Origin of the sequence: Moritella dasanensis ArB 0140 (assembly GCF_000276805.1) — a bacterium.
In the GTDB taxonomy this organism is placed as follows: Bacteria; Pseudomonadota; Gammaproteobacteria; order Enterobacterales; family Moritellaceae; genus Moritella; species Moritella dasanensis.
Map to the genome: position 1 here is coordinate 1 of NZ_AKXQ01000061.1, position 511 is coordinate 511.

At 35.0% G+C, this 511-nt stretch carries 1 protein-coding gene; it reads left to right on the plus strand.

Features of this window, described 5'->3' with window-relative positions; genetic code table 11:
- Positions 1–99: DUF4223 family protein (locus A923_RS23340; RefSeq protein ID WP_017223810.1), on the plus strand; the 99-nt coding region annotated here is incomplete at its 5' end.
- Positions 100–511: the final 412 nt, after the last annotated feature.

Here is a 511-nt window from a genome sequence, read left to right on the forward strand (position 1 = left end):
GGTACTACTTACAACGCAGATAAAAGCTGTGGTGCAGATTACCTGATCCACCCTGCAATCTCTGTACCTGCAATGATCGGCGCATGTGACGCTAAATAATTTTTATTACGGGCATACATATTGCTCGTCGTGATAATTTAAAAAAGGCTATCAAGTGATAGCCTTTTTATTTGCATTTTTTTCATCCAAATCCTGTTTAACCCTCTCTGCTGTTACCTCTACTACCAACGATAATATGGATATAAGGGTCGTTATTTTTTAAATTAGCAAGCAAGTGTATGATTTGTAATCATTTTAAGTGCCATTTTGACTTGGTTAACACTTTAGAGGTGGAAAGTTCAATATTTTATTGGATGTTTTAGTGCCATGCGTTACATTACGCGGGAATAATATTGCTTTAATATTATATACTTAAAAGGCTTTACCATGAAAACTTTTGCTAAATTAGCTGTTGTTGCTTTCACTTTTACTATTCTTTCTGGCTGTACAGGTACTACTTACAACGCAGATA